We start from the raw sequence: 26,501 nt of genomic DNA on the forward strand, positions 1-26,501 counted from the left end.
TAGGTGCTAGGTGCTAGGTAGGATGAATAGCGCCACATAATTTTAATTCAAATTATGAATGCCGTTTTGATGTTTTATATTTTTCTTTTATCAGTTGTTACCCGTCTTAACTCTATACCTGCTTTATTTTTAGCTTTCCTAGGATCTTTGTTAGCTTTTGCTAGAACCTGCTTTTGCCTTCTTAGCTCGTATCATCTCAGCCTTATCTGCTTTTTCCGCTTTAACGGTATCCCTAAACGTCAGCCACAAAAAAGCCCCAAGTTCACAATGAACTTGGGGCTTTAAGTTAGCTACGAGCGTCTCATCCCGCTCGCAGCTAGAAGACGCTGCTTATTACTTACCTTTTGGGTAAACGTGAGCAACACCTTTATGACAGTCGACACAAGTCTTACGCTTGTCTTCGTCTTTCTTGAAGTTGTTAGCGTGCATTCTCTTCGCCATCTTCTTCATTGTGTCAGGTTGGTTCTCGTAAATACGAGTGTGACAGTGCTGACAGTTAGCTGAGTCGTTAGCTTTGAAGTACTTAAGTGCTAGGTCAGCTTGTTCTTTACGGTTCTCATCCAACCACTCTTGAGTGTTGAAACCGTCGATAGTTAAGTAACCGTATAGATCTTTAGATACGATGATCTTCTTAACTAGGTATTTAACTGGGTTGTGCGGTAAGTGACAGTCTTGACACTGAACCGTTACACCTGCGCGGCCTCCGCCATGAGCAGAAGCAAGTACTTCATCTTTCAATGAATGGTTGCTATGACAGCTCATACAGAACTCATCTGTACTTGTTGCATGTAAAGTTTGTTGTGTAGCAAAGTAACCTACTACACCGACTACGATACCGACGACTAATAATGCCAGAATCGAAATTTTTGCGCTGGGTTTAAAAAGTGCTCGCCAGTTCATCACACATCTCCAAAGTTTAATTTTTATATCGATGTAAGTTTTACTTCATCGCTATTTATGCGGTCATTATAAACCAATTATTACTCATTGATCTGGAACTAAAAGCGTAAAATGAGACATGGCTCCAACTCTATTATCAGAATCAAAATTCGCTCAATATATATGCGCTTTTACTAAAGCTAGCTTAAAGCCTTGTTTATCGCAAGGATTACCATGTATCAGATTGATAGTTCGATATTTAAGACTAAATTAATGATTTTTTTTGATATGTTAAATTGTGTCGCTGTTATGACGAATATCTAAAAAAATATTAATTACTTGAAACTAATTGCTTAAAACTTAGGTCTATCTGATCACAACACTTTAATTTGGACGCGTTGAACATGTACAAGCGGTTTGCATATTTAGCATTACTCATCTCACTGGTAGGGCAATTTTTGCTTGCTCCAGCGATGGCGATGCCTAAATTTTTGCATGCCAGTTCTCATGCTCAACACCATGTTCAGCAGCAACCAATAAATCAGTCTGTAGACTCGATACCTTTTCACTCTTCGGAGTATGCAGATCAAGATTCAAGTAGCTGCGCTAGTAGCACAGTTAATATCAACGCCAGCGTGGTTGATTGTGATGCTCTGTGTGAAATCTTAGGTGCTGGAGATTGCGTATCACAGTGCGTTTCTACACCTGCAATTATCGAACAAATGCAAATAAACATTACATCTCCCGCGGTAGCACAGAGCGTGCAAAGCATATTTTGGTCTCCGCAAACGGCAGAGCACTCTTTAGTCAATCCCCCACCAATAGCACTTCAAGCGTAGCCTCAAATACTCGCGTTTTAACAAAATATCACTTTAGTATTTTTTCCATAGGTCCCTATGGTTATTGGATTTGTTTGGAGTTTATTATGAAAAAATTAATCAGCGTTATTGCACTATCTATTGCAAGCTTTAGCAGCGTCGCTGCTTCGGTTTCATTTCCAGAATCACTTGAAGTCATCGGTGTCAACGGCCTAAACAATGTAGACGGTCGCTATCTGCAGCTAGATAACGGTCAGAACTTAATTGAACTGCAGTATCGCGACCTGTTTGAATCCAACGCAGATGACTCTAGTTGGGTGCGTTCTGAGCCCTTATATCTTTACATCGACTTAGAAATGGCGGCGAACTATAAAGCAATCACACCTAAGATCCTTTCAGAAGAGGATGCTTATCAGTTTATCAACTCACCTTTTATCAAACTAACGGATGAAGGCGGCAGCGAAAAGCAAGTGGCGCTAATGACCCACAGCCAATTGATGACAAAGCTATTACTGTCAAAGTAGCAATTAACCTGTAAGGCTATTCACACATTGATAAAGTCATTTTGTGAACTTTATCAATGTGTAACTTCAATGCTGTGTTAGACTTAACGGGTTCATCAATTGGAATAATCATGCTTAGCATACTACGCCGTCATACATTATTAGCCTTTACGCTGCTCGCATTGTTGAGCCAGCTAATGCTGACTAATGGCTCTTTGATGGTACCCAGTGCTATGGCAGACGAAATGCCAATGATGAGCATGCAAGATGGGGCTGAATGCCACCAGATGCAAATGGATAGCGATACTCATTGCTGCGATTCTGACGAGACTATGCAAATGCTTCCCGGCAACTCTAAGAATTGCTGCAACGGCAAAGGATCATGCCAGAGCGATTGTAACCACTGCTTGGTTATTTCAGTAACAGGTACTCTGTTTAGTGTGTTGTCATGGCCTGGCAGCAACACCTCCGATATTGCAATGGCCACTCCAATGCCTCATTTCCACTCTATTTCATTGCCGCAAGATTTAAGACCTCCAATAGCGTAACCCGAGACTAGCAGTCTCTAAATCTAACAACGTTATTTATTCTTATTAAGCAATTATTTACGCCGTTAATTGTTCTGTGCGCTAGCACTTACAGCATTCGGCCATCTCTTTGATGGAGTTGAGTTATGAAAACCTTTATTAGTATGGTATTAACTACCTTTTTATTTTTATCCTGGGCACCGACGGTATCCGCTCATGCGCATCATCATGGCACTGAGCAGAACCAAAGTTATGCCTGCCCAATGCATCCTGAAGTGACTGGCAATCAAAGCGAATCATGCCCCAAATGTGGTATGGATTTACAAGCAGTGAAGTCAGCAGAGCATCAATGTGATTCGTGCCCAAATAAAGGCAAGCATGCTCATCATAAGATGAACGCCGATACCCATGCGTGTCCAATGAATCCAGCCATTACCGGCAAAGCGGGTGATAGCTGCCCAAAATGCGGAATGGAACTTCAAGCGATGGAAGCTAACGGAAAGAGCTGTGATTCATGCCCCCACAAAGGTAAAGGTGAGCATCATAAGATGAGCGCCGATACCCATGCGTGCCCAATGAATCCAGCGATAACAGGGAAAGAGGGTGATAGCTGCCCTAAGTGCGGTATGGACTTAATGCCTATTGCCAATAGCGATAGTGCAGATAAAAAGAGTCACATGCATCACTAAATAAGGGTGGAGATAAGGCATTATGAGTTTATTCAACGTAACAAAGTTTCGCAGCAATGCAGTCGTCTGTGCCCTGAGCTTATTGCTTGTAACTGCGCCTATTGCTGGCTACAGCCAAGAGCATCAATCAGCTGCAACTACAGAAAGCCAGCTACAGGATTCACACTACTATTGTCCGATGCATCCCGAAGAAACCAGCCATGAGCCGGGACGCTGTGCAAAATGTAATATGTTCCTTGTTAAAGATGAGCAGCTAGACACATCTTCACCAGATGGTCAGGCAAAACGAGTGGCAGATAAAGATTACTACTGCCCTATGCACCCAGAAGTGACCAGTCACGAACCGGATCGTTGCCCAAAATGTAACATGTTCCTCGTTAAGGAAGAGGAGGAAGAGAACCAAATAGACGAGCATGCAGGTCACAACCATTCAGCAACAGAGCTCACAAACCAATCAGAGCCTCAGAGCAAAGCTGAACAGCTATTAAGTCAGCCAAAACCAACATTAATCCCAGCGGCTCAAAGCAGTGGCGATGGCAATGTAAAATATGTCTGCCCAATGCATCCACATGTGGTCTCAGACGTTCCAGGCACCTGCCCTATTTGCGGCATGAACTTAGAGAAAGTCAATGTTGGTGCTGCAACTGAGGAGGTCGTTGTTGGCGTCTCTGGTGGTATGCAGCAAGCCTTAGGTATGCGCAGCGAACAAGTCACTAAAGGCACTCTATGGAAGCTAGTCAAAACCATCGGCACGGTTGAATACAATGAAAATGCCATAGGACATGCTCACACTCGTGTTAGCGGCTGGTTAGAAACGCTAATGGTGCATACCGTTGGTCAGCGAGTAAAGAAAGGGCAATTGTTATATGAACTGTATTCACCAGAACTCATCAATGCTCAAGACGATTACATGCAGGCGGTCGATTATCTCAAACAAGACAAAAATCGCGGCGCTGGATTGTTACGTAAAGCACGGTTACGTTTAGAGCTGCTAGGTGTTAGCTCATCAACCATTAAGCAACTAGAACGCACTGGCGAGACTATCTATCGTGTCCCTTACTATGCCGAGCAAGATGGTTTTGTCAGTCAGTTATCGGTTCGTCATGGCATGTATGTCGAGCCCGGAAATACACTATTTGAAATTGTGGATCTAAGCAGTGTTTGGGTGATTGCCGATGTATTTGAAAACGAACAAAGCTGGCTCGAACAAGGTCGACCAGTAGAAGTTACCTCTGCTGCACAAGGACTGTTCGATTTAGAGTCGACCATTGATTATATCTACCCAGAACTCGACCCCGTCTCACGTGCTATGCGAGTACGGGTGAAGCTAGACAACCCAGGAAAGCTACTCAAACCCGGTACCTTAGTTGATGTGAAGCTGTTTGGCGGCCCCCAACGAGATGTATTATCGATCCCAACTGAAGCACTCATTTTAACAGGTCGAGAAAACCGCGTGGTGGTGCAGCGTGACGATAATAAGTTTGCCTCGGTATCGGTCAAGGTCGGTATGATAGCGCAAGGAAAAGCTGAAATAACTGAAGGTCTTAACGCAGGTGATAAGGTGATTGTTTCGGGTCAGTTCCTACTTGATTCAGAAGCGAGTATCCAAGGTAGCTTACAGCGCTTAAGTGGTAGCAATAGCAGTGAAAATACTGCTAGTGACCCACACGCAAACCACTAATCGGAGGCGATAATGTTAGAAAAAATTATTAGCGCTTCCATTAGACAGCGCGTCATGGTGTTAGTACTCACTGCCGTCATCGCCTTAATCGGCTATCAAGCCATGCGCATGACACCGCTGGATGCCCTGCCAGACTTGTCTGACGTACAAGTGATTGTAAAAACCTCATACCCAGGCCAAGCACCACAGCTGGTAGAAGACCAGATCACCTACCCGCTATCGACTGCAATGCTCGCAGTACCCGGCGCTAAAACGGTTCGCGGCTTCTCCATGTTTGGTGACTCGTATGTGTACATCATTTTTGAAGATGGCACCGATATCTATTGGGCTCGTTCTCGAGTATTAGAGTATTTATCACAAACTCAAGGGCAACTGCCAGCCAGTGTCACCCCGACGCTTGGGCCTGATGCCTCGGGCGTTGGTTGGGTATTTCAATATGCGTTGGTTGACCGTAAAGGTCAGCATGATCTAGCCCAACTGCGCTCGCTGCAGGATTGGTTCTTAAAGCTGGAGCTGCAAAGTGTCGAGGGTGTGTCTGAAATTGCCACTATTGGCGGCATGGAGCAGTCGTATCAGATCATTGTCGACCCGCATAAATTAGCCCTATATCAAATCGATTTGATGACGGTTAAAAATGCCTTAGATAACTCCAATAGTTCAACTGGTGGCTCTGTTATTGAGATGGCAGAAGCTGAATATATGATCACCTCTGCGGGTTATCGTCAAACCTTGGCCGACTTTGAAGAGATCCCGCTGGGCATAGTGTCTGAATCTGGTATTCCGGTGCTAATGAAAGACGTAGCGCAACTGCGAACAGGCCCTGCGGCACGCCGTGGTATCGCCGAATTAGACGGTGAAGGCGAAGTTGTCGGCGGCATTGTGGTGATGCGTTATGGCGAAAACGCCCTTGCCACCATCAATAACGTTAAAGAGAAGCTTAAAGAGATTGAAAATGGCTTGCCTGATGGAGTTGAGTTAGTGATCACTTACGATCGCTCAGAGCTTATCCTTAACTCAGTCGATAACCTCAAGCATAAAGTCCTAGAGGAGATGCTAGTGGTCGGCATTATCTGCCTTATCTTCCTACTGCATGCTCGCTCAACGTTAGTGGCTATTATCTCATTGCCAATCTCCATCTTGATCAGCTTTATCGTGATGAACATTATTGGTGTTAACGCCAATATTATGAGCCTAGGGGGGATAGCGATTGCGATTGGCGCTGTGGTTGATGCCGCCATTGTAATGGTAGAAAACACCCATAAACACTTAGAGCATTATCGCGAAAAACATAACGGCGCCGCCCCCACTGGCGACGCCCATTGGGAGTTGGTACGTAAAGCATCCGTTGAGGTAGGCCCAGCACTGTTTTTCAGCCTGCTCATCATCACACTCAGTTTTGTACCGGTATTTGCGCTTGAAGCGCAAGAGGGACGTTTATTTCATCCGCTGGCCTTTACCAAGACCTTTGCCATGGCAGCCAGTGCGATCTTAGCGATCACTTTAATCCCCGTATTAATGGGTTATTTTGTGCGCGGTAAGATCCCCGATGAGAGAAAAAATCCAATCAGTCGGGTGTTAATCGCCATCTATGAGCCACTGCTGCGTTTGGTACTGCGCTTTCCTAAAATCACCATTCTATTGGCGCTAATTACCCTTGGTAGTGCCATTTACCCGATGACAAAGATGGGCAGTGAGTTTATGCCTGAGCTTGAAGAGGGCGACTTGCTATATATGCCGACGACCTTACCCAGTGTTAGTGCAGGTAAGGCCGCTGAGATCTTGCAGCAAACTGACCGACTCATTAAAACAGTACCAGAAGTTAAGCGGGTATTTGGTAAAGTTGGCCGCGCGATGACCGCAACGGATCCTGCACCACTGACCATGCTTGAAACCACGATCATGCTTAACCCACGCGATACTTGGCGTGAAGGCATGACCCTTGAAGGGATTATTGGCGAACTGCAGCAAACGGTGAAAGTTCCCGGTATGACTAATGCGTGGGTGCAACCGATCAAAACCCGTATCGACATGCTCTCAACAGGGGTAAGAACGCCGGTTGGCATCAAGATATCCGGTGCAGATATCGATGAACTGCAACGAATTGGCACTGAGATTGAAGCGGTTGTCAGTAAACTGCCTGGAACAGCATCGGCATTTGCCCAACGCACCAGCGGCGGGCGTTATATTGATATTGAGCCAAACCTTAAAAACGCGGCTCGCTATGGCATGACACTCAAAGATATCCAAGACGTGGTGCAAATGGCGATTGGCGGTATGCAAGTTGGTCAGTCTATTCAAGGGCAAGAGCGCTACCCAATCAACATCCGCTACCCGCGTGAGTTACGCGATAGCCTAGAGAAACTGCGCGATCTTCCTGTACTGACAAAAACGGGTAAGTATTTACCCTTAGGCAATCTGGCCAGCATTAGCGTAAGTGACGGCGCACCTATGCTTGCTAGTGAGAATGGCCGCTTGATCAGTTGGGTGTTTGTTGACCTAGAAAATACTTCTATTGGTGAGTACATCACCACAGCAAGGGCGGCGCTAGACAGAGAGATCCAGCTGCCCGCTCGTTATAGCTACAGTTTTGCCGGTCAGTATGAATATATGCAACGAGTAGAAGCTAAAATGCAGTTAGTGGTGCCGCTGATGCTAGCCGTTATTTTCATGCTGTTGATGATGACCTTTAGCTCATTTATTCAAGCATCTGTCATTATGCTAAGTCTGCCTTTCTCCCTTGTGGGTAGCGCTTGGTTACTATACTTCTTAGACTTCAACTTTTCGGTAGCGGTATCTGTCGGTATGATCGCGCTCGCAGGCGTAGCAGCTGAGTTTGGTGTGGTGATGCAGGTTTATTTGAACAACAGTATCAAAGACCGTAAACAGGCTGGTAACTACAATAACCGTAACGACTTAAGCGAAGCATTAATCCATGGCGCCGTGATGCGTATTCGTCCTAAAGCGATGACGGTAGCGACGATCTTCTTTGGTCTGTTGCCGATTATGTGGGGCAGCGGGACGGGTAATGAAGTAATGCAGAAAATTGCTGCGCCTATGGTTGGTGGAATGGTCACTGCACCAATATTGTCGTTGTTTGTGATCCCCGCAATCTACTTGCTGATCTATGGACGCAAGCTAGAAAATAGATAAATACAACAGTCAATAAATATAGTATTAGCAATAGGTTGTACGGCGGATGAATTAACACCGTACAATCTATTAGCTAATTTTCTTAACCGCCTGCTTCGCTGGCTACACGACCAGAACTCAGTAATCGCTGTGCCTCTCTTTCATCTCTATCTCTTTGTGCTTGAGTGGTACATTTACGCACAGGCATTCGAGAACCGGTGACAGTGATCTTTTCACAACGATATCCTTTATCTTTGTTGGTATTTGCCGTTGATTCAGCACCATCCACACTATCGTTAGTCGTGCCACAAGCACTCAGTATTACCACTGATAATGACAAACTCATCCACTTTAATTGGCTAACTATTTTGTTTTCCATACAGCACCGCTTCCCTTATTGTTATGACTGCAGCAACAAAAATATCAGAGTAGATAGCGAACAACAATTTGTAAAAAAACTGATAGCACCAATAACCACAACAAGCACCTAACAAGTGTATCTACAAGTTAACCATAGGTAATAGCAACCAGGGTCTAAAATGGAAATAAACGTTTATAAAGCAAGGGATAAGGAATAAATAGCATTTATTATCAATAAAATTTTAGCTTAACAATTAGGGCGGGAAATAGCGCAAAAGCGATACAATATGAAACAACATTCACAAAAACCATCAGCCGATAACGTTCACTTAACTTAACAGTAAAATATATGGCTAAAAACGGCCAATCCTTTACGGACTAACAATGCTTTAATATCTGGTCAAGCGTATTTAGCAGTGAAAGCCATGTCGCAAGTATCTATCTATTTTTCACTAAAATATCAATATATAGAGGAGCACACTGAGATCATCATGGATGTAATGCTTCAACAAAAAACAATTTTTAGCGTTGTTATCCAGACCTTGTGAGACTTAAAGTAAAAAGCACTGCTAAACACAGCGCTTTATAGTTAATGCAATCTCTAATTACAGCGATTTAACCTTGAACCTGTAGACCTTGCTTGCTGGCAAGTTTTTTTAGCTTTTTTAACTGTTTCGGTTCCACTTTCTGAGTCACTAGTCGATGCACATCCCATTAAGCCAACCAGTACAATAGGCAACAACAAGCTAATCCATTTCCTTACCATTGGTAATTTTCCTAATTAATTATATTTACTCACCAAGAGAGAAATTCTCTTAGGCATAACTTAAAGCACAAAGGAAATTAACCAAATAGCACAACAAAAACAACACAAAATAGCAAATACTTACAACTAAACAGCATATACATCATTAAATAAGCTTCAATTCAATAATCGAAAAAACGGCACCTGCGGGGTCGTTCACCACAGCAAAGCGACCGACATTGGCAATATCTGTTGGCGGTACGCACACTGAGCCCCCAAGCTCTGCCACTTTTGCCACTTTGGCATCGCAATCATCAACTGTAAAATAACTCATCCAGTGAGCTGGCATGTCACCCCACTCTGCATTCATTTTCATCATGCCACCAATATCTTGGTTACCCACTTGCCACTCAGTGTACTCGACGCTATCCATGTCAGCTTTGCGTGCGCCCCAGCCTAATACATGGCAGTAAAATGACTTAGCCGCCTGCGTTTTTCTACAAGCGAGTTCAACCCAACATAAACTCCCCGCCTCTGTAGCTCGCCTTGCTCCAATGTGGTTTTTAGCCTGCCACAGTGCAAACTTGGCTCCCTCTAAATCTTTAATGACTGCCATTCTACCGGCCTCACCAACATCGTGTGGGCCTAGTACAATTGTGCCGCCAGCTCCTGTAACATCAACTAAGCTATTTTCAAGGCTTTCTACAGCAAAATAGATTAGCCAATGACTTTTATCACCCGCTGTTACCATCTCTTCAGGCAGTTGATACATGGCACCTAAATCATCACCGTCTAGATTAAACATGCTATAGGTACCTTGTGGGATAGGCATATCAACAATATCCCAAGTAAACAGAGCATGATAAAAGTGCTTACTTGCTTCAACATCTAGCGATGCCAACTCAACCCAGCAAGGCTGCCCTTGAAAATACTGTTCTACCTTCATAATCAATCCTATTACCTGTGTATTGGCAACTCCAAACGAATCAATTGAGTTAAGACCCATATAGTGCTTCTGTCCAACCTTTTAGCTTAAAGCCCATAAAAATAGCCACCATCAACTATAATATTGTTCATCTATCTATCAGGGAAGAGAGCAGTGTCAGCATTAACACGTAGTTTTCGCTATATTTTTATCCCTGTATTACTGACATTTATCGGTATCGCAGCCGCTCAACACTTTAAAGAAGTGTGGCATGTTTGGCTGCCCAGCATTATTGAGCTGCCCTACTACCTTTTCCCAGTAGCGATCATTCTTTCGCTGCAGTTCAATCATACTAGAATCAGTATTTTAGCTGCACTCCTACTTACTTATTACGCCTACGAACAAGGCTTAATCCTTGATGGTTTGGCCGTCAATATCCGCAACCAAATCTTTCTATCAGGTTCATTGATTATCGGCTTGTTCTCCATCAGTAGAGATAGAGCCCTATTTTCGTTCCATACGATTAAAACTGTCGGCGGGATTGTGTTGTGTGTAGCCATAGGTGCTACATGGCAAATGCTCACTTTAACAATTGGCTCACCGACTAGTTTAGATGTCCCTCCAGCAATCAATTTACTTACACCTTTGTATATTCCCATCGGAATATCTAGCATTATTGTATGTATATATGCGGTTTGGAGAGCGAGCCTTATCGACTCGGTGCTGGTAGTAACCCTGTTTACTTGGCTGTTTATTTACTATGTACCTAATGGACTACCACTGCCGTTACTGCTCTGTCTTTTAGCAACGGCTTACATCTGTGTGGTCATAGCAGAGTCTTACCATTTGGCCTATCGCGATGACTTAACCGGCCTTTCTTCTCGCCGTGCACTCAATACGATGGCTCTTTCACTCAATAGCCATTACAGCGTAGCAATGGTGGATATTGATCATTTCAAAAACTTTAATGATACCTATGGTCATGATGTTGGCGATCAAGTACTACAGCTAATCGCGAGTAAACTGACTAAGGTAAAAGGAAATGGCAAAGTCTATCGCTATGGGGGGGAGGAGTTTACAATTGTTTTCCCCAATAAAGATGTCGAAATGATCCTGCCTTATCTTGATGATCTCAGATGCAAAATTCGTGATTATGATATTGTACTTAGAAATGAACTGCGTAAAAACAGCAATAAATCAGACCGAAAAATTAACGAAGAAAACCGCAGTACCACCGTTAATGTCACCATCTCTATTGGCGTGGCAGAACACCATGGACAGCTAACATTCGCTCAAACGCTGAAATTAGCTGATAAAGCGTTATACATAGCCAAAAAGAACGGCCGAAATCGAGTTTTTGTTTAATAACGAGCATTAAAGTCCATTAAACTCTCACTGAATCCTGCATCTTCAGCTAGAACGGGGACATAACATGCTAGCAGTGGCTAACCGCTAGCATGGACAGTAGTACTAGATTGAATAGAAATAGTAAATCTGCGATTTCATTCTGATAACGATGCCACGAATGACATCCAAAAAAGCTAAAAATTCTACGGGTTTGCTACCAGATATCCAAGCCAGTCCAACCGAACCCACTGGAATGTCATAACTATCGGCTTCAGTCAGTTTAAGCCTGACAAAGTGATGTTTATTATTAAGATTCTGGCCAGTCGTCTGCCTAACATTATCGTCCACCGCTAATAAGCGCCCTTGTGCTTCACCAGTCGCTTCAATAATTCCTTCAACTTCAGCGCTAAAGACTTTTCCAGGATAGACAGCTGAAGCAAACTCTGCCATTTGCCCAACTTGCACATTGCGAATGGCTTGATGGTTAACCCGCATTAACACGTACTTTTCATTGGTGTACATCTGTATACGCGGTAATACACCCACATACTGACCTTCACGCATTATAAAGTTTGTCACGTAACCATCAGTGGGAGCATAAACCTTAGTATTATCTAAATTCCACTGTGCCTGTGCGACATTCTCATGCTCACTGTTTAAATCTGACTGGCGACTTTTAACTGCAAGGCGTGATTTAGTAATATTGAGCACTGCTGTATTTTCAGCCATCTGCGCTTTTTCAATTTGAGTTGAATAAGTACTCACTTGCGCCAAAGCAAGATCGACCAAGGTTTGCTGCTCATCAAGCAAGCTCTTAGTAATGGTATCGGGAACAACTCTATTCTGCTCAATATAACGGGCGAGTGTTTTCTGCTTCCACGCCAGATCTTTACTGGCTGCGTGAAGTTGGTTTTTACTTATACTGACATCAGCAATCGATACATCATGCTGCTTGAGTGCCAGCTTTACATCTTCAGTCGCCAGAGAGAGATTAACTTTAGCGGTAGCTTGCGCCACAAGCGCCTTGTTCAAAGCTATCTGGTAAGGTTCGGCATCTAAATCGTAAATGAGCTGCCCAGCCTCTACCTGTTGATTTGGCTTAATATAGATATTTTCAACTTTGCCTCGTATCTGACTATTCGCAGGTCGCAATTGAATATGTGGAGATTGCACTAATGAGCCGCCAGAAAGATCCATCGGTGTGTAGTTAAGTAATCCAACCCAAACAAACATCAGCCAACCCGTGCCACCTAAATAGGCAAAACTTTTACTGTAGGTATTCCAAGGCATACCGACTAAACGGAGGAGATAGATAAACAATGCCCATACCGCTAATCCTTCCAGCATTTATAGCTCCTCTTTCATAACGTTTGGCTCAGTTACTGTCTCTTTCTCGCGCCAGATATCTCTGACTCGACGCAGAGCTTTTTCGCTATCGACAAAAGCGACAATGACCGCCAACACCCACACCCAATGCCAAACAAATCCAATCCAGGTAAGCGCAGTAATTAGTCCTATCTGTTGATGCTGTTTCTTATGCGCTTTATTAATCGGTAGCTCATGAATTTTCCAAAAACCGAAAACAGCGGCCGCAACAGTTGTGACCATGACCACAGCAGCAATGCCATGTAAGGCGGTATCAACACCAGTATCGACAAATGGCATACTGAATAAACTCATAATGTCTTAAACTCACTCAAATTTAGGGGGAATACATTTTGCCTAGTCTGAACTCAACAACAAGTATAATTACCTTGATATATCCTTAAGGTCGATTATATGATTCGATTAGGTAATAAAATTGAAAGAGAGGTCATTCCAATGCTAGAAACAGCCTTTATCCGTTGCTGTTACATTGCCCCAGTGTTGAGCGGTGTAAAAGCTTGCTATGGAATCACAGCCGATCAACTTTTGATCCCTGAAACACTTTTGCAAGAACCTATGTCGCTCATCCCTTTTACCGAGGTTTCTAAGTGGTTTACCCAAATTGAGGAGCTGACAGGTGAGGCTGACTACATGGTCAAAATTCATAGCTACCTTAGTTTGTCAGCCTTAAAAATGCCTGGAGATTGGTTTCTATCCGCTCCCGATCTAATCATCAGTTTTCGACGCATCAATCACGGTATCTGTAGCTTCCAATCAGGCGCTAGCTACTATCCAATCCAATCAGGAAAAATTTTTAAGTGGTGTTATAACAATCCGTTTGTCAAAGGCAGAGCTCGGTCTCATGACTCACTGCGAGTCGCGATTACACTTTTAAATGCCATCAAGCATTTCTCTGGTTCACAATATTCACCGCGAAAGCTCAGCCTCAGTGGCCCCCCAATACAGCAGAAGGACACCGAAGCCCTCTTCAACTGCCCTGTATCATGGAATGCACCGCAAACCGAGTTATGGTTAGATAATAACGATCTCATCTTTTCAACACCCAGCGACGGATTTGTATACGACAACCTAGCCACTTCACTTTCTTTGGCTCAGTTAGAGAATTATCTCAATATGCCGCAGCCCAATGACACTCCAAAAGTGCTTTATGAGATGATCAATTACTCACGCTATTACAACCTACCTAGCGTAGTCTCTGTAGCGGCATTGTTTGGTGTATCACGGCAGCAACTGCAGCGACATTTGCAAAAGGTAGGTTTTAGCTTTACTGATCTATCTAGCTTTATACTGTGTAATTTGGCGATAAAATATATGCTTGAAGGAAGGGATATAACCGATATTGCCGCAAGGCTAAGCTATGCCAATGCTCATAGTTTTAGTCGCTCTTTTAGGCGGTTCAGACAGCAAACTCCAACACAGTACTTAAAGTCACTTAACCTAAATAGCAAAAAGCCTCTTTAGAAAGAGGCTTAAATTCAATTGGTTTACTTAGAGCATTTAACCGTAAACAGGCAAAATACCAGCCATAGCGAGCAAATGACAAGCGCCGGTAACAATACCAAATACAATAACCACTGCGATCAATGGCGTGCCACCAGGCACTCTAAAACCTTCGCTATCAGCAAAGATCTTACGCGACTTATAAGCCATCATAGCTGGCACGATAGCCGCCCAAATGGTTGCCGCTAACGCTGCAAAACCAATCGCAATAAGGAAGCCATTCGGGAATAAAATACCTAAAATAGTCGGAGGGATAAATGTCACTGCAGCTGTTTTTAAGCGACCTTGGCGAGATTCATCAAAACCAAATAGATCAGCAAGGTAATCAAATAAACCTAAGGTCACGCCTAGGAAAGATGAAGCCACAGCCAAGTTAGCAAAGAGAGTTAACATGGTGTTTAACCAGTTACTAGCGATCACCTCAGACAATGCGCCGACCAATACGCCCATATTACCGCCTTGAGCAATGATATCGACAAATTGACTACGAGGAATGTTACCCATAGTTGCCACTAACCAGCAGCTATAAATGACCAAAGCAATAAAGGTACCGATGAACAAAGCCTTAATAATGGTCTTTGGCTGATTGCCGTAGTACTTAACTAAGCTAGGAACGTTGCCGTGGTAACCAAAACTGGCTAAACCAAAAGGCAGTGCCGCCAATAGGTATGGCGCATAACTTGTTTCACCATCAGGCACAAACAGCTTAGTAGTATCGACATCTATCAATAAATTACCGACGGCCAAGAAAAAGGTAATGATCATGCCGCCAAGCATAATAGTGGTGATTCTATCTACGGCTTTAGTGCTGATGATAACGATGGTGGCCAATACCGCAGCAAACACCAGTCCGGCAACACTTTGCGGTAAGCTAATACCGATACCTTCTAGACTATGGTTAACGATTGAACTGCCACCACTTATATAAGCATAAGTCAGAATATATAAAACAAAGGCAATGGAAAGCCCATTAACGATGCGCCAAAATTGACCAAGGGTGGTTTTAGTTAATGTGTCGAAACTAGAGCCTGGTTCAAAATGCAGGTTAGTCTCTAGCAACATTAAACCAGACACCAACATACAAAACCATATGCCTACCAACATTAACATTGAGTAACCAAACCACATGCCTGCGCCCACTACAGGTAAGGAGAACATGCCCGCGCCAACGGTCGTGCCCGCAATAATCATTGCGCCGCCTAATAGTGATTTTCCTTCGGCCTTGTTTTTGGCCGCATTCATATGATTTGCCATTTAATCTTTTTGCTCCGCATTAACGCTATCAACAATCGTCTGTCTAACTGATGAACGCAGTAGCAAATTAGCTCTATCTTTTATACGTTTGATATCACTACAGCCTTCGCTATCGGTTAGATGACCTAACTCTTTTAATTTAACGCTTAGCGTAGCGTATAGCTTCTTGTCGTAGAACTCCGGGGCGGTAATACCGTGAAGTGCTCCCAGCCTTTGTGCAAGGCGATGACTATCGCGCTCTAACTCAGAGCGTTCCATGTTAGGTTTTACCGCTAACAAGTTAAATAAGATAGCGTAACGTTGCATCGTTTCGTCGATGGTGCCGGACAGTAATAGCAACTGATTCACTTTGTCATCAGCAACTTCAAAATGACCATTTTCAACCACCAATCCCTGCGCAACAAAGATATCTAAGATGCTATTCGCGTAGACCTTAGGATCTTCAATACCCATAAATAATTCGGCTTGAAGCAGTGGATAGAAGTCATTAATCACACAAACAACATCATTTCGAGTGCAAGCCTCTTTACGCAACAAACAAGCAGCGATCAGCGAAGGAACCACCAACAGATGAATGATGTTATTACGATAATAAGTCATGGTGATCGCGATGCTGTCATCAATAGAGATAATGTCACCAAGCGCGTCACTTTCAATCTGAATCTTCTTCAGCTCAAGACCTTGAGAAACTAGATCTTTACCATTCCCCTCAGGGACAGAGGTGTACTGGGTATAAGGCAGCTCTTTTAGCAATGTAAGATAAAGATCTAACTGCTTTTCAAGCTGACTACGCTCAAGCGCATTTTGCTCTGACGCTAATAATACTAAACTGGTTAACGTCACCGAACTCACGGCTGCAGCATCATTAATATTGGTCATCACTTGACTAGCTAAAGTATTCACCGCTGGCGTTAACCAAGTTGGTTTTTGCTCAGGATCTTGGGCTATATCTTCGCGCCAATTAGGCACTTCATCAGTTAAGAAGTTATGTAGCGTTATAGGCTTACCAAAGTTCACATACCCTTGGCCAAAGTTGCCTAACTTACGAATCGCACCAAATACCTGCCAGACAGATTCTTTCTTTTTCTTCTTACCACTAAGCTCTTTATGATAAGTCGCCACTTCCATCACATGATCGTAACCCAAATACACAGGCACTAGCGTTACAGGTCGCTCTACACCGCGAAGAACACTATTAAGCGTCATCGCAATCATGCCTGTTTTAGGCGCCAATAAGCGACCGGTACGCGAACGTCCGCCTTCAGTGAAGTACTCCACCGAGTAACCTTTAGTGAACAATTGATCTAAATATTCTCGGAATACCGCTGTATAAAGCTTATTACCACGGAAACTACGACGAATAAAGAATGCACCGCCACGACGGAACATCGGCCCAGCAGGCCAGAAGTTAAGGTTAATACCGGCAGCAATATGCGGTGGTACCATACCTTGATAGTAAAGAATGTAAGACAGCAACAAGTAGTCCATATGGCTACGGTGACACGGTACATAAACTATTTCGTGACCATCATGGTGTAGCTGACGGATCTGCTCCGCGCCTTTAATGTTGATCCCTTTATAAAGCTTATTCCACAACCAAGTTAGAAAACGCTCGGCTATGCGTACCAAACTGTCGGAGTAATCAGCTGCTACTTCATCAAGATATTCCATTGCTTTAGCACGCGCTTCAGCTTCTGAGATCTTTTTGCTCGCAGCTTCCTCTTTTATCGCCTTGGTAATCGAATCTGATTTCAGCAAAGCATGGAAAAGCGCTTGTCGCTTAGGCAGTTGAGGCCCTGTCATCACTTTGCGCTGACGCTGAAAATGCACTCGGGCAACGCGCGCGAGCTTTTGAGCGATACGCTTATCAGTGCCATGTTCATCTGCCATGTAGCGCAGTGACACCGCGTTAGAAAACTGCACAAAGTTATGCCGACCTAGGAATAGGATCATCAAACATTTACGTAACCAAGTTGGATTCTGACGCTCCAAAACAGCCGCGCGCATGGTGTCATCTTCTTTACCTGGAGTACGCCCCCAGTAGAGGCTAACAGGCACTAGCTGAATATCGAGCTCAGCATTCTGCTTATGTACACTTAGCAAACGCTTGAAACAATGTAGGTACTGTTCAGCACTTTCTCGTTCACCAAATAACGGTTTGCTGCCTTCAAGACAAACAACCCGTGGCGCACTGACGCCATTGACCTCTATGTCATCATAAGGGCTAGGTAGGCCTAGCGTGCCGGTCATTTCACTTAAAGCAGCAATATCACTCACTGATTCTGTTTTCATGACATAAACGAGCGGTTTGCTTGGATCGAGATTGAGATCATCAAAAGGATCGTGAGGTACCACAATAGTGTGTACCAACTTTTTCTGGATCCAGCGTAAAGATTTAAACCAAAGAGAGTCTTTTTTCGACATGATTCGCTTGCAGTGTTAGTCGCTTCTAATAACCCCGTAGAATACCAGAATTCCTAACGCTTTGCGCAATTGCTTTACAATCGGCACTGGAAGCTATTGTGCATTTATAGAACAATGACTTAGCTACAACTTAGTACATACACTCTAGATTAATATTGATTAACGCCCCCTCCAGCAGGCATTAGCCACCACATTAAAGGCGACACGAGATAAATGTAAATTTAACTTATGCTTACATTAATATGGTTAATACTTGCACTGACTGAATTACTGTATATACTGACAGGTACTGTATAGAAAAACAGGTTCAACCATGAGACCACTTACACCGCGCCAAGCAGAAATTTTAGAACTGATTAAACGAAATATTTCTGACACAGGCATGCCACCTACCCGTGCAGAGATTGCTAGACGTTTAGGCTTTAAGTCTGCTAATGCCGCTGAAGAGCATTTAAAAGCACTGGCCAAAAAAGGGTGTATTGAGATCATTCCTGGCACTTCTAGAGGAATTAGACTTACCCAGGAAGATACAGAAGAGACAGAGTCTGGTTTACCACTGATTGGCCAAGTGGCTGCAGGTGAGCCAATACTTGCTCAAGAACATGTCGAGCAACACTATAAAGTTGACCCAACGATGTTCCGTCCTTCTGCTGATTTTCTTCTGCGTGTACGCGGTGACAGCATGAAAGATATCGGCATACTTGAAGGTGATCTGTTAGCTGTACATAAAAGTCAGCAAGCACGTAACGGCCAAGTAGTGGTAGCTCGTGTTGAAGATGATGTAACCGTTAAGCGCTTTGAAAAGAAAGGTAATAAAGTCTTTTTACATGCTGAAAATGAAGATTACTCACCCATAGAAGTGGATCTAGCAAACCAAAGCCTTAGCATTGAAGGTTTAGCCGTTGGCGTGATCCGCAATGGAGATTGGCAATGAACAAATTATTAGGTGTAAGCCCCCGTCATCCAGGTCTGTGGCAAGATATGCCAACTTCCTCTATGACTAAAAAGAGCACTGATATTGAAACTATGGTATCGGCAACTCAAGGGCGTAATGAGCTAAAAAAGCTAAGTGGTCAATTGGCTCAACTGAGCCAACAAGGTCGCTGGATTGTCTTAATTAGCCCACCTAATATTGGTTACAAGCAAATGCTTGCAACAGCAGGTGTGCGCATGGATAGAATTTTACTGGTGCATGCCAAAGATGAAGTCGAAACCTTATGGGCAATGGAAAAAGCACTCACAAGCGGCACATCAAGTGCAGTAATTACTTGGGCAAATAGCCTAGATGCACGTGATAATAGACGCCTACAATTAGTCGCTAAAAGTGCCCAAGCACTCGGTATCGTGATTGAAAATGCGAATGCTCACTTACCTGACAGCGCAATAAACACACAGGATAAGATGCATAATCAAGGTTCATTATTCACCTCAATTCATTAAGCCATTATTTCTATTACTCTTCTAAGCTTCCTTTCGGGAAGCTTTTTTATTTCCCTAACACGTGAAATTAGTCAAAAAGTGATCTTGATCAATATTTCAACACCAAGTAGGGTAGGAACTGATAACAACGATATTTTTGTTATATCCGAGCGATTTAGTCGTCGGTCTTTATGTACGGACTGTAGATCCTTTTAGAGTATATGAAGACTGTGATCGGCCTGATATATTTCAGCCGTAGGTGCCAAAGTGGTTACACTAACCAGTAGATAGATACTGGAAATTACAAAAGTCATATCGATAGTCGACACATAATATAACGACACGATTGACACGCCACTCGTGCACTTTGAAGTCATCGTTGCTTTTTTGGGAACTGAAGAGTTTACATAGAGCAGAGACTTACTGTGTGACTCTTCTTTGTCTTGTTGACAGAGGAGAAGTCTAGTGAAGCAATTGTTGTATTGTGTGTTGGCGCTAATATTTACGCCTGCACTTTTTGCATCAGAAATGCCACTTAATATGACAGAGGGCGTGACGGCGATCAGTGAACAGGTTTATAGCCTGCACATGATCATCCTTTACATCTGTTGTGCTATTGGCTTAGTTGTTTTTGGCGTAATGATTTATGCCATGATCAACCACCGCAAATCAAAAGGCGCAGTCGCCGCCAATTTTCATGAAAGTACTAAAGTCGAAATATTATGGACTGTAGTGCCTTTTATCATTCTTATAGGCATGGCAATTCCTGCAACCAAAACATTGATTGCCATGGAAGATCCAAGCGATGCTGACTTAACCATCAAAATCACTGGCTCACAGTGGAAGTGGCATTACAGTTACTTTAACCAAGACGTTGAGTTTTTCAGCTTAATGTCGACTCCCCGCGAACAAATTGAAGGAACAGAAAAGAAAGGCGAACACTACTTACTTGAAGTAGATAAGCCACTTGTGCTGCCTATCAATCGCAAAGTGCGTTTTTTAATGACCTCAGAAGATGTGATCCACTCTTGGTGGGTGCCTGCTTTTGCGGTTAAAAAAGATGCTAACCCAGGCTTTATCAACGAAGCATGGACCAAAATAGATAAGCCCGGTGTTTATCGAGGTCAATGTGCCGAGCTATGCGGCAAGGACCATGGTTTTATGCCAATTGTTGTCGAAGCATTATCAGAGGCCGACTTTGATAAATGGCTCATCGCTCAAAAGCAGGCCGCCAACAATGCTGAAGCTGAAGCAAAAGCAGCCCTATCCCAAACCTTGAGTATGGATGAGTTGATGGCGCAAGGTGAGCAGGTTTATTTGGCTCGCTGCGCCGCATGCCACCAGCCCAATGGAGCAGGCTTACCGGGTGTATTCCCGTCACTTATCGGCAGCCCTATTATCAAGGGTTCTGTCGCAGGCCATATCGATATCGTGGTAAATGGTAAGCCAGGTACAGCAATGCAAGCCTTTGCTAAACAACTTACTGCGACAGAAATTGCGGCAGTTGTGACCTTTGAGCGTAATGCTTGGGGCAATGACTCTGGCGATAGTGTGCAAGCAGCAGATGTTAGTGCAGGGCAAAGTGCAAACCCCGCTGCCGCAGATGCAACCCCGACTACCTTACCCGCGACTCTACCAGCAACCGAAGCCGTTGAAGCTAAGGTAACTGCAGCTGTAGAAGAGGTGAAAGCAGTTGTATTGGATGATTTATCCATGGACGAGTTAATGGCCATGGGCGAGAAAGTCTACATGACCAGTTGCGTTGCATGCCACCAGCCAACAGGTGCGGGTATGCCACCGGTATTCCCTTCATTAGTCGGTAGTCCGGTAATCACAGGTCCAGTGTCAGATCATCTTGATATTGTTATCAACGGTAAGCCCGGCACGGCAATGCAGGCATTTTACTCGCAGTTAACGCCACAACAACTAGCTGCAGTGGTGACTTACGAGCGCAATGCATGGGGTAATAACTCAGGTGATGCGGTTCAGGCTTCTGACGTTGTTGGTCACGGAAAGTAGGGGATTAAAATGAGCACGATTACTCAAGATTCACCCGCCGCTCACGACGATCACCATGATGACCACCATCATGGGGCGCCGAAAGGCATAATGCGTTGGGTTTTAACCACCAACCATAAAGATATTGGTTCGCTGTACTTATGGTTTAGCTTCATCATGTTCCTAACTGGTGGCGCAATGGCTATGGTCATTCGCGCTGAGTTATTCCAGCCGGGTCTACAGTTAGTCGAACCTAACTTTTTCAACCAGATGACCACAGTACATGGCCTTGTCATGGTGTTTGGTGCTGTTATGCCCGCCTTTACCGGCTTAGCAAACTGGCTAATCCCGATGATGATTGGCGCGCCAGATATGGCACTGCCTCGCATGAATAACTGGAGCTTCTGGATCCTACCTTTTGCTTTTGCGATTCTATTGAGCTCACTGTTTATGGAAGGTGGTGGGCCAAACTTTGGTTGGACCTTCTACGCACCTCTGTCGACAACATATAGCCCTGATAGCACGGCACTTTTTGTTTTTTCAGTGCACATAATGGGGATAAGCTCGATCATGGGGGCGATTAACGTGGTGGTAACCATAGTCAATATGCGAGCCCCCGGCATGACGTGGATGAAGTTGCCTTTATTTGTTTGGACCTGGTTAATTACCGCCTTCTTACTGATAGCGGTGATGCCGGTGCTTGCCGGCACCGTGACCATGGTATTAACCGATAAGTATTTCGGTACTGCGTTTTTTGACGCAGCAGGCGGTGGCGATCCGGTGATGTTCCAGCATATATTTTGGTTCTTCGGACATCCTGAAGTCTACATCATGATCTTGCCCTCCTTCGGTATTATCTCAGCGATTGTGCCTGCCTTTAGCCGTAAACCCTTGTTTGGCTATGCTTCGATGGTATACGCCACCGCGAGTATCGCGGTGCTATCGTTTTTGGTTTGGGCACATCATATGTTTACTACGGGGATGCCGGTGTTTGCCGAACTCTTCTTTATGTATTGCACCATGCTGATTGCAGTGCCAACAGGGGTGAAAGTGTTTAACTGGGTTGCGACCATGTGGCGCGGCTCTATCAGCTTTGAAACGCCAATGTTGTTTGCCGTCGCGTTTATCATACTCTTCACCATCGGCGGCTTTTCAGGGCTGATGTTGGCGATTACTCCTGCTGATTTCCAGTATCACGACACCTACTTTGTGGTGGCCCACTTCCACTATGTACTGGTGACAGGTGCAATATTCTCCATTATGGCAGCGGCGTATTATTGGCTGCCAAAATGGACCGGTAATATGTATAGCGAAACGCTTGGCCGTTGGCACTTTTGGTGCTCTGTTATCTCGGTAAATGTATTGTTTTTCCCGATGCATTTCCTCGGTTTAGCAGGTATGCCACGGCGTATTCCTGATTATGCGATTCAGTTTGCCGACGTAAACCAAATTGTATCTATCGGCGGCTTTGCCTTTGGCCTATCACAATTTATCTTTTTAGCGGTGGTACTCAAGTGTATTCGCGGCGGTGAAAAAGCCCCGGCTAAACCTTGGGAAGGCTCAGAAGGACTAGAATGGACCATTCCAAGTCCAGCGCCTTACCACTCGTTTACAACACCACCAGAGGTGAAATAAAGATGAAACAGGTACAGGGTAAATCGAATCAAAAACTTATCGGCATGCTCATTCTTGGCGCTGTTGGTATGTTTGGCTTTGGGTTTGCTCTGGTGCCTTTATATGATGTGCTTTGCGATACCTTAGGCATTAATGGCAAGACTCAAAGTACTGCCAGTGTTTATAAGCCCATCACGGTAGATAAAAGTAGAACGGTAACCGTTGAGTTTATGTCCCAAATACAAAGCGATATGCCTTGGGAATTCAAACCGGAAATGAATACCATGCAGGTGCACCCAGGCGAGTTAATACGGACTCACTTTGTTGCTAAGAATTTGTCGACAGAACATATTGTCGGCCAAGCAATACCGTCCGTCTCTCCAGGGCTAGGCGCTGCCTACTTTAATAAAACTGAGTGTTTTTGTTTTAATCAGCAAGTACTCAAGCCTACTGCCAGTGCAGATCTACCACTCATCTTTTATGTGGACCCAGAATTACCGGACTCCATTTCGACCTTGACCCTCTCTTACACCCTCTACAACATCACCGACAAAGGCTATGTCGAAATGGTTGCAGAGTAAGGAGCCGCGAGATGAACACCTTATACCACCCTTTTAAAGGGCTAGCACAGCGTGCGAGCCGATTATTGGCGCAGTCGATAATGAAGAGCAAGGAGCCACAAGATGACAATTAAGCACGAACCTTATTACGTGCCAGCCCAAAGTGCTTGGCCGATCATAGGTGCCATTGGTCTATTCCTGATCGCCTATGGCGCAGGTAGCTATGTCTCTGAGTTAAAAACGGAAGGCGGCAGTGGCGGTTATATTTTACTAGCAGGTATCGCCATCATCATTTTTATGATTTTTGGTTGGTTTAGAACCGTTATTGCTGAATCGATGGCTGGGCTTTACTCCAAGCAAATGGATCGCTCATTTAGACAAGGTATGAGTTGGTTTATCTTTTCGGAAGTGATGTTCTTTGCGGCCTTTTTTGGCGCACTATTTTACGCCCGCATGATCGCGATACCTTGGTTAGGTGGTGCATCAAATAATGCCATGACTCATGAAGTCCTTTGGCCAACGTTTGAAGCGGTTTGGCCGTTAGTTACTACGCCAGATGGCACCACCACTGAAGCCATGGGCTGGACCGGATTACCTCTGTACAACACACTGATCCTACTTACCTCTTCAGTGACATTGCACTTTGCACATGTCGGCTTAGAAAAGGACAAGCGCAAAGCGTTGACCCTATGGCTAGGGCTTACAATTTTATTGGGTATTGGCTTCCTGTTTCTGCAGGTAGAGGAATATGTACACGCCTACACTGAAATGGGGCTAACGCTAGATTCCGGGATTTACGGCAACACCTTCTTCTTGCTCACCGGCTTTCACGGTATGCACGTTACCTTAGGTACCGTGTTCCTTATCGTATTGTTCATGCGAGTGCTTAAGGGGCATTTTACCCCTAAACAGCATTTTGCTTTTCAAGCAGGTAGTTGGTATTGGCACTTTGTTGACGTGGTCTGGCTATGTCTGTTTATCTTCGTCTACGTACTATAGATAAATAACGCATTAATAGGGTCTGGGGTTAGGCGTAATAATCCCAGTCCCTAATGCGAGTAGCAGCAATACAACCACCAGTACTGAAAAGAGTACTCGGCGGCCTAAAAACTGGCTCATCGGTACTTTATTTTCGCCCTTAACCATCACAAATAAGGCTCGCGCTAAGTTAACAAGTATGAATAGTAGTAGCAGTACTAAAACCACTTTAAAAACAAATAGTGCATTCATTAAGATTCCTCGAGTCAGGGTGACGGCCGCATGGTTTTTTATTGTGCTTTCTACTGTGATAGTGTTTTCGATTTTGGTCAAGTTAGGTTTTTGGCAGCTCGAACGGGGTCAGCAAAAGCAGCAATGGCAAGCAGCCCTAAATGAACGTCAAGCAAGTACTGAACTCGATTACTCACAACTCCTAGCACTGCCGACGACTGAAAACCCTACAGGTTTTAAACTCACCACCCAAGCTAGACCAGCCACAGAGTACATTTATTTACTTGATAACCAAGTGCTTGATAGACGAGTCGGTTATTTAGCTTATCAAGCTTTTGAAATAAGCCCGACGCAACCATGGTTGCTAGTAGAGCTTGGGTTTGTTGCCGGCGGGCATAACCGCGCTGCGCTGCCAGAAATCGAACCCGTTGAACAGCCTTTGCAGCTCAAAGGTCGGGTATACCAAAAAGAAAGTAATCCAATGAGCTCGCAATTAATGGCAGAACCCGGCTGGCCCAAACGTATTCAAAACCTCAACCTTGGGCAGCTGTCCGAGCTAATCGATCACCCTCTCGCCAATAGCGTATTGCAACCTAGTAATCTACCTAACGACACCCGGCCGCACCCGTGGCAGCCCATACCTTTGTCAGCCCAAAAGCATCAAGGCTATGCGGTTCAATGGTTTAGCATGGCAGGCGTGTTTGGATTCATTATGCTTTACTTGCTTTTTCGCAAACTAAAACAAAGAGATAAGTAATTTAACTTTATAACAACATCACTATTGCTAAGCCAGAATAGACCATGTAGGTTAGAAAATATGCGTCCTAGCCGTTTCGGGGTGCACTGATATTAAGATGTTCACGATTACCGTCGTTTTGCTTATTACCTTAGCTGTATTGGTAATGCATGCTGACACTCCCCAACGAGGCGGTGCAGCCACAAAGGTAAGGTGATACCCAAATAATACAGAGGAGATGGAATGAACTCCCCCAAAAAGAACGGTAAGAAAACACTGCTATTACTATTACTGGCCTTTGCTGTACCTGTTATCGCGGCCAAGCTGATTTTGAGCTTTGGACTGTATAATGGTGGCGCAACTAACAAGGGTGAACTGCTAGATGTTGGCATAAGCTATCAAAGCCTAGATATGACCAACCCTCAGCCTAAAGAGTGGCAATTGCTATATCTGTTACCGGCGGTTTGCGATAGTACCTGCCTAGATAGACTGTATATTTTGCAACAAAGTCATGTTGCATTAGGTCGAAACCAAGACCGAGTGCATACCATCATCATGCTCGGTGAAAACAGTGATAGCTCCGCACTAAAATCATTCGACTTTATTACCGCTACACCTAACCCAGCAATCACTCAGTTACTCAAAGATCAACAGTTTGTCGTCGTCGATCCCCTTGGCAGTATGGTCATGAGTTACCCGATCACCACCAGTCATCAAGCGCAAATAATGCAGGGTAAAGCGATTGTGGCTGACTTAAGAAAGATGCTTAAGCTATCGAGGATCGGCTAATGAATATTA

At 44.3% G+C, this 26,501-nt stretch carries 24 protein-coding genes; 16 read left to right on the top strand and 8 right to left on the bottom strand.

Features of this window, described 5'->3' with window-relative positions:
• Positions 1-333: 333 nt before the first annotated feature.
• On the bottom strand, positions 334-900 hold the full coding sequence (locus AB4135_RS09755) for a NapC/NirT family cytochrome c (RefSeq protein ID WP_020914762.1): 567 nt from the start codon (positions 898-900) through the stop codon (positions 334-336).
• Between the two features lie 383 nt (positions 901-1,283).
• Between AB4135_RS09755 and AB4135_RS09760 the strand changes: the two genes are divergently transcribed.
• The 6 genes from AB4135_RS09760 (at position 1,284) to AB4135_RS09785 (ending at position 8,247) form a co-directional block, all read left to right on the top strand.
• A complete protein-coding gene (locus AB4135_RS09760; protein WP_371992409.1) occupies positions 1,284-1,718 on the top strand; it encodes a hypothetical protein in 435 nt (144 codons plus the stop codon).
• Between the two features lie 86 nt (positions 1,719-1,804).
• Positions 1,805-2,221 (top strand): DUF2057 family protein, encoded by a 417-nt coding sequence (locus AB4135_RS09765; protein ID WP_371992410.1) that lies wholly within the window; start codon positions 1,805-1,807, stop codon positions 2,219-2,221.
• Positions 2,222-2,331: 110 nt separating this feature from the next.
• Positions 2,332-2,748 (top strand): hypothetical protein, encoded by a 417-nt coding sequence (locus tag AB4135_RS09770; RefSeq protein WP_371992412.1) that lies wholly within the window; start codon positions 2,332-2,334, stop codon positions 2,746-2,748.
• Positions 2,749-2,873: 125 nt separating this feature from the next.
• Entirely contained in the window at positions 2,874-3,416 is a 543-nt protein-coding gene (locus tag AB4135_RS09775) for a heavy metal-binding domain-containing protein (protein WP_371992413.1), read from the top strand.
• Between the two features lie 22 nt (positions 3,417-3,438).
• Positions 3,439-5,097 carry an efflux RND transporter periplasmic adaptor subunit gene (locus AB4135_RS09780; RefSeq protein WP_371992415.1) on the top strand — a complete coding sequence of 553 codons (1,659 nt, stop codon included), beginning with the start codon at positions 3,439-3,441 and terminating at the stop codon, positions 5,095-5,097.
• A gap of 12 nt (positions 5,098-5,109) precedes the next feature.
• Positions 5,110-8,247 (top strand): efflux RND transporter permease subunit, encoded by a 3,138-nt coding sequence (locus AB4135_RS09785; protein WP_371992417.1) that lies wholly within the window; start codon positions 5,110-5,112, stop codon positions 8,245-8,247.
• Between the two features lie 82 nt (positions 8,248-8,329).
• On the opposite strand, the gene AB4135_RS09790 is transcribed toward AB4135_RS09785, so the two are convergent.
• A complete protein-coding gene (locus AB4135_RS09790; RefSeq protein ID WP_371992419.1) occupies positions 8,330-8,605 on the bottom strand; it encodes a hypothetical protein in 276 nt (91 codons plus the stop codon).
• Between the two features lie 892 nt (positions 8,606-9,497).
• On the bottom strand, positions 9,498-10,277 hold the full coding sequence (locus AB4135_RS09795) for a VOC family protein (protein WP_371992420.1): 780 nt from the start codon (positions 10,275-10,277) through the stop codon (positions 9,498-9,500).
• Between the two features lie 153 nt (positions 10,278-10,430).
• Between AB4135_RS09795 and AB4135_RS09800 the strand changes: the two genes are divergently transcribed.
• The gene (locus AB4135_RS09800) at positions 10,431-11,621 is read left to right on the top strand and encodes a diguanylate cyclase (RefSeq protein WP_371992422.1); all 1,191 of its coding nucleotides are present in this window, start codon (positions 10,431-10,433) and stop codon (positions 11,619-11,621) included.
• Between the two features lie 105 nt (positions 11,622-11,726).
• Here AB4135_RS09800 and AB4135_RS09805 read toward each other — a convergent pair whose 3' ends face one another.
• Complete coding sequence (locus AB4135_RS09805; protein WP_371992424.1) at positions 11,727-12,950, bottom strand: HlyD family secretion protein; 1,224 nt, start codon at positions 12,948-12,950, stop codon at positions 11,727-11,729.
• The gene (locus tag AB4135_RS09810; RefSeq protein WP_371992425.1) at positions 12,951-13,283 is read right to left on the bottom strand and encodes an MFS transporter; all 333 of its coding nucleotides are present in this window, start codon (positions 13,281-13,283) and stop codon (positions 12,951-12,953) included.
• Positions 13,284-13,382: 99 nt separating this feature from the next.
• Between AB4135_RS09810 and AB4135_RS09815 the strand changes: the two genes are divergently transcribed.
• The gene (locus AB4135_RS09815) at positions 13,383-14,450 is read left to right on the top strand and encodes a helix-turn-helix domain-containing protein (protein ID WP_371992427.1); all 1,068 of its coding nucleotides are present in this window, start codon (positions 13,383-13,385) and stop codon (positions 14,448-14,450) included.
• A gap of 36 nt (positions 14,451-14,486) precedes the next feature.
• Here AB4135_RS09815 and mtr read toward each other — a convergent pair whose 3' ends face one another.
• Positions 14,487-15,743, bottom strand: a complete 1,257-nt coding sequence (mtr, locus tag AB4135_RS09820) for a tryptophan permease (protein ID WP_371992429.1) — start codon at positions 15,741-15,743, stop codon at positions 14,487-14,489.
• Positions 15,744-18,167, bottom strand: a complete 2,424-nt coding sequence (gene plsB, locus AB4135_RS09825) for a glycerol-3-phosphate 1-O-acyltransferase PlsB (RefSeq protein ID WP_371992431.1) — start codon at positions 18,165-18,167, stop codon at positions 15,744-15,746.
• Between the two features lie 313 nt (positions 18,168-18,480).
• On the opposite strand from plsB, the gene lexA reads away from it, so the two are divergent.
• From lexA to AB4135_RS09855, 6 genes are all read left to right on the top strand, one after another.
• Complete coding sequence (lexA, locus tag AB4135_RS09830; protein ID WP_371992433.1) at positions 18,481-19,101, top strand: transcriptional repressor LexA; 621 nt, start codon at positions 18,481-18,483, stop codon at positions 19,099-19,101.
• The gene (locus AB4135_RS09835) at positions 19,098-19,607 is read left to right on the top strand and encodes a cell division inhibitor SulA (RefSeq protein ID WP_371992435.1); all 510 of its coding nucleotides are present in this window, start codon (positions 19,098-19,100) and stop codon (positions 19,605-19,607) included. The genes lexA and AB4135_RS09835 overlap by 4 nt, the downstream gene beginning before the upstream one ends.
• A 444-nt stretch (positions 19,608-20,051) precedes the next feature.
• Positions 20,052-21,605, top strand: coding sequence for a cytochrome c oxidase subunit II (gene coxB / locus AB4135_RS09840; RefSeq protein ID WP_371992437.1), 1,554 nt, complete (start codon positions 20,052-20,054; stop codon positions 21,603-21,605).
• A gap of 9 nt (positions 21,606-21,614) precedes the next feature.
• Positions 21,615-23,219, top strand: a complete 1,605-nt coding sequence (gene ctaD / locus AB4135_RS09845) for a cytochrome c oxidase subunit I (RefSeq protein WP_371992439.1) — start codon at positions 21,615-21,617, stop codon at positions 23,217-23,219.
• A gap of 2 nt (positions 23,220-23,221) precedes the next feature.
• The gene (locus tag AB4135_RS09850) at positions 23,222-23,779 is read left to right on the top strand and encodes a cytochrome c oxidase assembly protein (protein WP_371992441.1); all 558 of its coding nucleotides are present in this window, start codon (positions 23,222-23,224) and stop codon (positions 23,777-23,779) included.
• A gap of 102 nt (positions 23,780-23,881) precedes the next feature.
• Complete coding sequence (locus AB4135_RS09855) at positions 23,882-24,757, top strand: cytochrome c oxidase subunit 3 (RefSeq protein ID WP_371992443.1); 876 nt, start codon at positions 23,882-23,884, stop codon at positions 24,755-24,757.
• A 12-nt stretch (positions 24,758-24,769) separates the two neighbouring features.
• Here AB4135_RS09855 and AB4135_RS09860 read toward each other — a convergent pair whose 3' ends face one another.
• The gene (locus AB4135_RS09860) at positions 24,770-24,988 is read right to left on the bottom strand and encodes a DUF2909 family protein (protein WP_371992444.1); all 219 of its coding nucleotides are present in this window, start codon (positions 24,986-24,988) and stop codon (positions 24,770-24,772) included.
• 43 nt (positions 24,989-25,031) lie between these two features.
• Between AB4135_RS09860 and AB4135_RS09865 the strand changes: the two genes are divergently transcribed.
• Both AB4135_RS09865 and AB4135_RS09870 read left to right on the top strand, forming a co-directional pair.
• Complete coding sequence (locus AB4135_RS09865) at positions 25,032-25,724, top strand: SURF1 family protein (RefSeq protein WP_371992446.1); 693 nt, start codon at positions 25,032-25,034, stop codon at positions 25,722-25,724.
• Between the two features lie 222 nt (positions 25,725-25,946).
• Positions 25,947-26,492 carry a hypothetical protein gene (locus AB4135_RS09870; RefSeq protein WP_371992448.1) on the top strand — a complete coding sequence of 182 codons (546 nt, stop codon included), beginning with the start codon at positions 25,947-25,949 and terminating at the stop codon, positions 26,490-26,492.
• Positions 26,493-26,501 lie beyond the last annotated feature (9 nt).

The organism is Shewanella sp. 10N.286.54.B9 (genome assembly GCF_041468565.1).
GTDB lineage: Bacteria > Pseudomonadota > Gammaproteobacteria > Enterobacterales > Shewanellaceae > Shewanella.

What these genes read in the sequence shown, in the direction of transcription:
- AB4135_RS09775 (WP_371992413.1), top strand. Translation starts at nt 2,874, where the DNA reads ATGAAAACCTTTATTAGTATGGTATTAACTACCTTTTTATTTTTATCC.
- AB4135_RS09850 (WP_371992441.1), top strand. Translation starts at nt 23,222, where the DNA reads ATGAAACAGGTACAGGGTAAATCGAATCAAAAACTTATCGGCATGCTC.
- AB4135_RS09785 (WP_371992417.1), top strand. Translation starts at nt 5,110, where the DNA reads ATGTTAGAAAAAATTATTAGCGCTTCCATTAGACAGCGCGTCATGGTG.
- AB4135_RS09755 (WP_020914762.1), bottom strand. Translation starts at nt 900, where the DNA reads ATGAACTGGCGAGCACTTTTTAAACCCAGCGCAAAAATTTCGATTCTG.
- AB4135_RS09805 (WP_371992424.1), bottom strand. Translation starts at nt 12,950, where the DNA reads ATGCTGGAAGGATTAGCGGTATGGGCATTGTTTATCTATCTCCTCCGT.
- mtr (WP_371992429.1), bottom strand. Translation starts at nt 15,743, where the DNA reads ATGGCAAATCATATGAATGCGGCCAAAAACAAGGCCGAAGGAAAATCA.
- plsB (WP_371992431.1), bottom strand. Translation starts at nt 18,167, where the DNA reads ATGTCGAAAAAAGACTCTCTTTGGTTTAAATCTTTACGCTGGATCCAG.
- AB4135_RS09810 (WP_371992425.1), bottom strand. Translation starts at nt 13,283, where the DNA reads ATGAGTTTATTCAGTATGCCATTTGTCGATACTGGTGTTGATACCGCC.
- AB4135_RS09795 (WP_371992420.1), bottom strand. Translation starts at nt 10,277, where the DNA reads ATGAAGGTAGAACAGTATTTTCAAGGGCAGCCTTGCTGGGTTGAGTTG.
- AB4135_RS09780 (WP_371992415.1), top strand. Translation starts at nt 3,439, where the DNA reads ATGAGTTTATTCAACGTAACAAAGTTTCGCAGCAATGCAGTCGTCTGT.
- ctaD (WP_371992439.1), top strand. Translation starts at nt 21,615, where the DNA reads ATGAGCACGATTACTCAAGATTCACCCGCCGCTCACGACGATCACCAT.
- AB4135_RS09790 (WP_371992419.1), bottom strand. Translation starts at nt 8,605, where the DNA reads ATGGAAAACAAAATAGTTAGCCAATTAAAGTGGATGAGTTTGTCATTA.
- AB4135_RS09770 (WP_371992412.1), top strand. Translation starts at nt 2,332, where the DNA reads ATGCTTAGCATACTACGCCGTCATACATTATTAGCCTTTACGCTGCTC.
- AB4135_RS09870 (WP_371992448.1), top strand. Translation starts at nt 25,947, where the DNA reads ATGAACTCCCCCAAAAAGAACGGTAAGAAAACACTGCTATTACTATTA.
- AB4135_RS09860 (WP_371992444.1), bottom strand. Translation starts at nt 24,988, where the DNA reads ATGAATGCACTATTTGTTTTTAAAGTGGTTTTAGTACTGCTACTACTA.
- lexA (WP_371992433.1), top strand. Translation starts at nt 18,481, where the DNA reads ATGAGACCACTTACACCGCGCCAAGCAGAAATTTTAGAACTGATTAAA.
- AB4135_RS09760 (WP_371992409.1), top strand. Translation starts at nt 1,284, where the DNA reads ATGTACAAGCGGTTTGCATATTTAGCATTACTCATCTCACTGGTAGGG.
- AB4135_RS09815 (WP_371992427.1), top strand. Translation starts at nt 13,383, where the DNA reads ATGATTCGATTAGGTAATAAAATTGAAAGAGAGGTCATTCCAATGCTA.
- AB4135_RS09855 (WP_371992443.1), top strand. Translation starts at nt 23,882, where the DNA reads ATGACAATTAAGCACGAACCTTATTACGTGCCAGCCCAAAGTGCTTGG.
- AB4135_RS09765 (WP_371992410.1), top strand. Translation starts at nt 1,805, where the DNA reads ATGAAAAAATTAATCAGCGTTATTGCACTATCTATTGCAAGCTTTAGC.
- AB4135_RS09835 (WP_371992435.1), top strand. Translation starts at nt 19,098, where the DNA reads ATGAACAAATTATTAGGTGTAAGCCCCCGTCATCCAGGTCTGTGGCAA.